Source organism: Flavobacterium sp. (genome assembly GCF_043773265.1).
In the GTDB taxonomy this organism is placed as follows: domain Bacteria; phylum Bacteroidota; class Bacteroidia; order Flavobacteriales; family Flavobacteriaceae; genus Flavobacterium.
The window spans coordinates 1-6,131 of sequence record NZ_JAYVFH010000069.1 but is presented as its reverse complement, the minus strand read 5'-3'; the positions used below and the strand labels follow the sequence as shown (position 1 = coordinate 6,131).

General features: G+C 23.0%; 6 protein-coding genes and 1 pseudogene. 6 read left to right on the top strand and 1 reads right to left on the bottom strand.

The window, feature by feature from the left end; all coding sequences use genetic code 11:
- From ACH2BO_RS03755 to ACH2BO_RS03735, 5 genes and pseudogenes are all read left to right on the top strand, one after another.
- A pseudogene (locus ACH2BO_RS03755) lies at positions 1-381 on the top strand (MBOAT family protein); the annotation flags it as partial.
- A gap of 35 nt (positions 382-416) precedes the next feature.
- Positions 417-1,256, top strand: a complete 840-nt coding sequence (locus ACH2BO_RS03750) for a hypothetical protein (protein WP_395043419.1) — start codon at positions 417-419, stop codon at positions 1,254-1,256.
- Between the two features lie 2 nt (positions 1,257-1,258).
- Complete coding sequence (locus ACH2BO_RS03745; protein ID WP_395043418.1) at positions 1,259-2,401, top strand: glycosyltransferase family 4 protein; 1,143 nt, start codon at positions 1,259-1,261, stop codon at positions 2,399-2,401.
- The gene (locus ACH2BO_RS03740) at positions 2,398-3,945 is read left to right on the top strand and encodes a glycosyltransferase family 2 protein (protein ID WP_395043417.1); all 1,548 of its coding nucleotides are present in this window, start codon (positions 2,398-2,400) and stop codon (positions 3,943-3,945) included. Before ACH2BO_RS03745 ends, ACH2BO_RS03740 begins: the two co-directional genes overlap by 4 nt.
- Complete coding sequence (locus ACH2BO_RS03735; RefSeq protein WP_395043416.1) at positions 3,942-4,835, top strand: FkbM family methyltransferase; 894 nt, start codon at positions 3,942-3,944, stop codon at positions 4,833-4,835. Before ACH2BO_RS03740 ends, ACH2BO_RS03735 begins: the two co-directional genes overlap by 4 nt.
- Here ACH2BO_RS03735 and ACH2BO_RS03730 read toward each other — a convergent pair.
- The gene (locus ACH2BO_RS03730; RefSeq protein WP_395043415.1) at positions 4,832-5,701 is read right to left on the bottom strand and encodes a hypothetical protein; all 870 of its coding nucleotides are present in this window, start codon (positions 5,699-5,701) and stop codon (positions 4,832-4,834) included. The genes ACH2BO_RS03735 and ACH2BO_RS03730 overlap by 4 nt on opposite strands.
- A 131-nt stretch (positions 5,702-5,832) precedes the next feature.
- Between ACH2BO_RS03730 and ACH2BO_RS03725 the strand changes: the two genes are divergently transcribed.
- A partial coding sequence (locus ACH2BO_RS03725) for a hypothetical protein (protein ID WP_395043414.1) occupies positions 5,833-6,131 on the top strand: 299 nt, incomplete at its 3' end.

Below are 6,131 nucleotides of genomic sequence, written 5' to 3'. Positions count from 1 at the left end.
ATATTAAATAAAAATAGAGAAAATATACAAACGGCAACTTTAACAATAAAAAACGTAACCAATATAGCTTTAACATTTGCAATAACTTGTTTAGCTTGGATATTTTTTAGAGCAAAAACTATAGTAATAGCATTTCAATATATAAAAAAAATTGTAATTTTTGATTTCAATTTTAAATTGCAATATCTTTCAATTGAAAGATATTCACATGAATTATTAACTCTTATTGTCTTATTTATTGTTATAGAATGGAATTCTAGAAAATATGATCATCCTTTTTTTGGAAAACATATTTTATTAAAGCTATCAATATGTATTTTTGCAATAATTATGTTAGGTGTTTATTCTGATATAAAACAGTTTATATATTTTCAATTTTAATGAAAAAATTTCTTATTTATGTATTTAAAATTCTAATGATATCATTTGCAATGTTATTGTTAGCAGATATATTTTATACATACATTTACTTAAATTCATATAATAGAAATAAAATTCAATTCGTATTTAATTCTGAACCTCAAAAATATGATTTAATAATTCTTGGATCTTCAAGAGCAAACAATCATTTTGATGCCGAAATGTTTAATAAAAAAGGTATAAAAACTTTTAATTATGGAATGTCAGGGTCAAGATTGTCAGAAGATGCATTGTTTTTGGAACTCATGATTGAAAGAAATTACAAAATAAAAAACATCATACTCGAAGTAGATTTAAATATTAATACTGATGGTTTTTCTGAAGGTACAAGAGCTTGTTTTATGCCTTATATTCATAACTCTAAAACTATAAAAAAATATTATAAAGATTTACCTAATTTTAATAAAGTTTATTACATTCCTTTTTACAGATATATAAATTATGAAAGCAAAATTGGTTTTAGAGAAATGTTTTTTGCATCTATTCATAAAAAATCAAAAGATTTTGATCACTTTGGTTACTATCCTTTATATGAAAAAAATAGTGTTTTAAAATTAGACATTTCTAAATACTATCCTAAAAAAAATAAAAGTTATGAATTAATTAAAAAAATATGTCAACAAAACAATATAAATTTGATAACATTAACAACACCTATTTGTACTGGTTGTAATAATCGAGAATACTTTAAAAATGTAAAAAAACTATATCCAGAAATTCATAATTATGAAAATATAGTCACCGACGATAAATACTTTTCGAGTTGCGGACATATGAATGATAAAGGAGCAAAAATATTTACTTCTAAAATAATTTCAGATTTTTTTAAAAACTAACTATGCATATCGCTTTTTTAACCCCTGAATATCCACATCCTAAAGTTATCCATGCTGCCGGAATAGGTACAAGTATAAAAAATTTAGCAGACGCCTTAACTCGTAAAGGAGAAAAAGTTACAATGTTTGTTTATGGTCAAAAAAACGATGAAATAATTGTTGAAGCTGGCCTAGAAATCCATTTAATAAAACAAAAAAATTACAAATTTGGAACGTGGTATTTTTATAATAAACATATTCAAAATTATATTAATAAAGTAATAATTTCAAAAAAAATAGATATAATTGAAGCGCCAGATTGGACAGGTTTTAGTGCTATTATGAATTTTAGAATACCATTAGTAATTAGATTTCATGGCAGTGACGCCTATTTTTGTCATCTTGAAAATAGAAAACAAAAATTCAAAAATAAATTTTTCGAAAAATTAGCAATTTCTAAAGCAAATGCGTTTATTGCTCCAACAAAATTTGCTGGTGATTTGTCTAAAAAATTATTTCATATAAAAAACAAACCTATTAAAACAATAAATTACGGATTAGAATTATCAAAATTTCATAACCTTAATCCAGAAAAATATGAAAAAGAAACTATTTTATATTTAGGTTCTATAATTAGAAAAAAAGGAATTTTTGAAATACCAAAAATTTTCAGCATAATATCTAAACAATTTCCAAATGCTAAATTAATATTAATTGGGAGTGATACCTTTGATTTGCAAACCAAATCAAAATCGACCTGGAAATTATTAGAAACTTTTTTTGATAATAAAAATGTGAACTATCTTGGAAAAATCCCTTACATAGAAGTTCAACAATATATCAAAAACGCACATGTTTGTATTTTTCCTACTTTTGCAGAAACTTTTGGTATGGTAACTATAGAATCTATGGCATTGAGTAAACCAGTAGTTAATAGTAATTTTGGCTGGTCAAACGAATTGATTATTGACGGTGAAAGTGGTTATTTGGTTCATCCAAAAGATCATCAAAAGTTTGCAGATAGAATTTTAGATATTTTTTCAAATAATGATTTATGTAGTCAAATAGGTGAGAAAGCTAGAAAACGAGTTGAAGAAGTCTTTGATATTGATAAGATTGTTAATCAGAATATCGATTTTTATAAATCTATAATTGAAAAAAAATGATAATAATTTATCACGATAAAAATAAAATTAAAAATGTTATATCTAGTAATAATTTAGAAATAACATTTAAAAAAGACAATTCTATTATCGAGGTTATTCAAGGAATTTCAATTCAATATCCTAGTGAAAAAATTGCTTGGTGTAATCAATTTTTACATACAAAAATCAATTTAGATTTTATAAAAAATCAAAAAATCAATAACAATACAATAAAAACATACAACCCATTTGAAACTAATTATTTAACAAATGCAATTGGTTATGTTGAAAATAGTCCTTTTATTAACATAAATAAAAAAATTACCTATCCAACTTGGCAAATGAGTAGTCATGTAGGTTTTGCAAATGCAGCATTATTTTTGGATATTAAAAATAAAATAAAAAACAATAAAAATTTTGATTATTATATAAATTCAATTTCTAAAATTTACCAACCGTTAGGATTGTTTTGTTACTCAGAACCACAACTTTTGTTAGATGTAAAAAATATAGTAGATTTAAAAAATATAAACGCATCAAATTTTAAAATATTTAAATTTATTAAACAGCATAATAAATCAAAATGGGTTTTCTTATTATTCATTGATTATGTAGTTTTCAATAAAAAATTCCCTTTTTTGGCTTTATTAAACAGTTTGTTTTTTAAACAAATTAAAATATCAAAATATGAAATCCCCAAAACAAAAGATGATATAAATACTATATATACCGATTCGATAGATGTTTTGATACCAACTATTGGTCGAAAAAAATATTTATATGATGTTTTATGCGATTTAAAAAATCAAACATATCTACCAAAAAATGTTATAATTGTTGAACAAAATGCTATTAAAAATTCATCTTCAGAATTAGATTATATTTTAACCGAACCTTGGCCATTTCAAATTAAACATTTTTTTACAAATACACTTGGAGCATGTAATGCTAGAAATATTGCACTTGATAAAATAGAAAGCGATTGGATATTTTTTGCAGATGATGATATTCGATTTGATGCTAATTTTTTAAATCAATGTTTACATAATTGTAAAGTAAATAATATTAAAGCAGCTACTTTGGCGAGTTTAAAACAAGGTGAGCAAATACCAAATATCAATCCAAGTCAATGGGAAAGTTTTGGTACATGTAGCAGTTTTGTTTTATCTAGTGTGGTTAAAAAAATTCGATTTGATTTGGGATTTGAATTTGGATATAGTGAAGATATTGATTTTGGAAAAAAAATTAGAAATCAAGGAGCAGATATTTCATTTTTGCCTTTTCCTAGAATACTTCACCTAAAAGCGCCAATTGGTGGATTTAGAACTAAATTTGTATTTGATTGGGAAAAAGACGAAATACAACCAAAACCATCTCCAACAGTAATGTTGTATAAAATACTGCATTGCACTGATGAAGAAATAAATGGTTTTAAAACAGTGCTATTTTTCAAGTTTTATAAAAAGCAAAACATAAAAAATCCAATAAAATATTTTAATTACTTTAATAAACAATGGAATCAAAGTATTAAATGGGCGAAAGAATTAAAAAATAAATCTCAATGAAAATTATTAGTAGATTAAAATTAATGTTTAATCGATTTAAAAAGAATCCTATTACAAAAGACAATATTACTAAAGCAATGTTTAAATATATTTATTATAACATTCTTTTAAGAGTAAAAAATGAAATTATTTATGAGGGAATAGAAAAATTAAAATTTATTATTTCTAAAGGTGATTCAGGATTAATTGGTAATGTTTATTTTGGAATTTATGAAGTAAATGAATCTATGTTTACTGTTCACTTTTTAAGAAGTGAAGATACCTTTTTAGATATTGGCGCTAATTTAGGGCATTATTCACTTATAGCTTCGGGTATTTCAAAAGCAAGATCTATAGCAATAGAACCAATACCTTCTACATTTGTTAAACTTGAAAAACAAATAAACATAAACAACCTTAATCAATTAGTTTTTCCATTTAATATTGGATTATCAAACGAAGTTTCAAACCTGTTTTTTTCTTCGGATAATCAAGACATGAATCATATTGTAAATTCAAATTATCCAAATGCAATTCAAATTCCAGTTTCTACAATTGATTTAATTTCTTTAAACGAAACAATTGCATTAATAAAAATGGATGTTGAAGGTTATGAAAAATTTGTTTTAAATGGTGCATCAAAAACACTCCAAAACACTAATTTAAAAGCAATAATAATAGAACTAAATAATTCTGGAAAAAAATATGGAATTCTGGATGAAGAAGTATATCAATTGATTGTAAATTATGGATTTTTGCCTTATAAATACAATCCTGTCGAAAAAGAATTAATTCAACTTGAAAGTTATAACACAACACAATTTAATACAATTTTTATTAGAGATTTACCATTTGTGAAAAATAGAATATCAAGTAGTAAAAAAATAAAAATTTGGAATAAAGAAGTTTAAACTTTCAAAACAAATATAATATTACCAGCAGTTAGCTCTTCTTCATTATATTTTTTAAAATCTTCATGTAAATTTAATTCTCTAAATAGTTTTTGATTCAAAGAACCTTGTTCTACACTTTCATAAGAATTATACACTATTTCAAAATCTAATGATTTAAATAAATCAATGTATTGTGGTAAACGCCATCTATTATGATAGTCAAATTTGGTCATGATAGAACTCCATTCTTCTTTACTGTATTTTAAAAAATCATACATCGATATTGATTTGTCACCATGTTGTCTTAAATCACTAGGAGAAATAAAATGTATGATATATGATCCTTTTTTTAAATTTGATTTAAATTTTTTGTGCATATTTATTAAATCATTTTCTTCAACATGAGATAAAACATATCTTGAAAAAACAATATCTGCTTTCGAAAAATCTTCGTTTATAATGTTTTTTAATGGAAAATATTCAACAGATTTTGGTAAATTATAGTCGCTATTTGCATCAATATCTATATTAAAATCATACATTTTAGAAAAAATGGAATTAAATTTTATAATTACTTTTTTTTCATAATGTTGATTAATATCATAAGTAAAAACCTTTTTTACTTTACATTTTAAAATAAAAAAATAAGGCATTATAGGCAACCAACCAGAACCAAATTCGAAAATTATTTTATTTGCTGACTCAATTTTTAATTCATTACAAATTTCAATTATTTTATTAATCGTTATTTCAGACTTTTTTACTTTTGATTCAATACTAGAACGATCAAAAAAATGTTGCATTTTATGATATAATGAATATCCAATTTTGTTTGGTAATAGATTTAAACTTTTAAATATTAAAGTTTTAGTTGTATGTTTCATATTTGTTTAAAAAAGAAATTCTTAATTTTCAAATTTAAAATATTATTTTTAATTAAGTACTGCATTAATTTTTTAAAATAATTATTTATTCTGTTTTAATTCATTTAATTTTGTTTTAAATTCTAATTTTAATGATAAATATTTTTACCGATTCAAATTATTTGAAACCCGAAAACAGAAAAATAATTTTTCCATTACTTTTTGATTTACATTATAAAAAAGGTTCGGAATTAGAAAGTTATTATCAAATTGTTTCAAAAATTGGACAAGCAGACATAGTTGTTGTTTCTATTGATATTAATTACTTTTATAAAAATAAACCATTACAAAATTGGGTTAATAATTTTATTGACGAAGGATTAAAAATAAGTAAACCAATTTGGGTTTATACAGCAGGAGATTATGGAATAACTTTACATAAAAATGTTTA

Excerpts from the sequence above, each read along its gene's own strand:
- ACH2BO_RS03750 (WP_395043419.1), top strand. The coding sequence starts at position 417 with ATGATATCATTTGCAATGTTATTGTTAGCAGATATATTTTATACATAC.
- ACH2BO_RS03745 (WP_395043418.1), top strand. The coding sequence starts at position 1,259 with ATGCATATCGCTTTTTTAACCCCTGAATATCCACATCCTAAAGTTATC.
- ACH2BO_RS03740 (WP_395043417.1), top strand. The coding sequence starts at position 2,398 with ATGATAATAATTTATCACGATAAAAATAAAATTAAAAATGTTATATCT.
- ACH2BO_RS03735 (WP_395043416.1), top strand. The coding sequence starts at position 3,942 with ATGAAAATTATTAGTAGATTAAAATTAATGTTTAATCGATTTAAAAAG.
- ACH2BO_RS03730 (WP_395043415.1), bottom strand. The coding sequence starts at position 5,701 with ATGAAACATACAACTAAAACTTTAATATTTAAAAGTTTAAATCTATTA.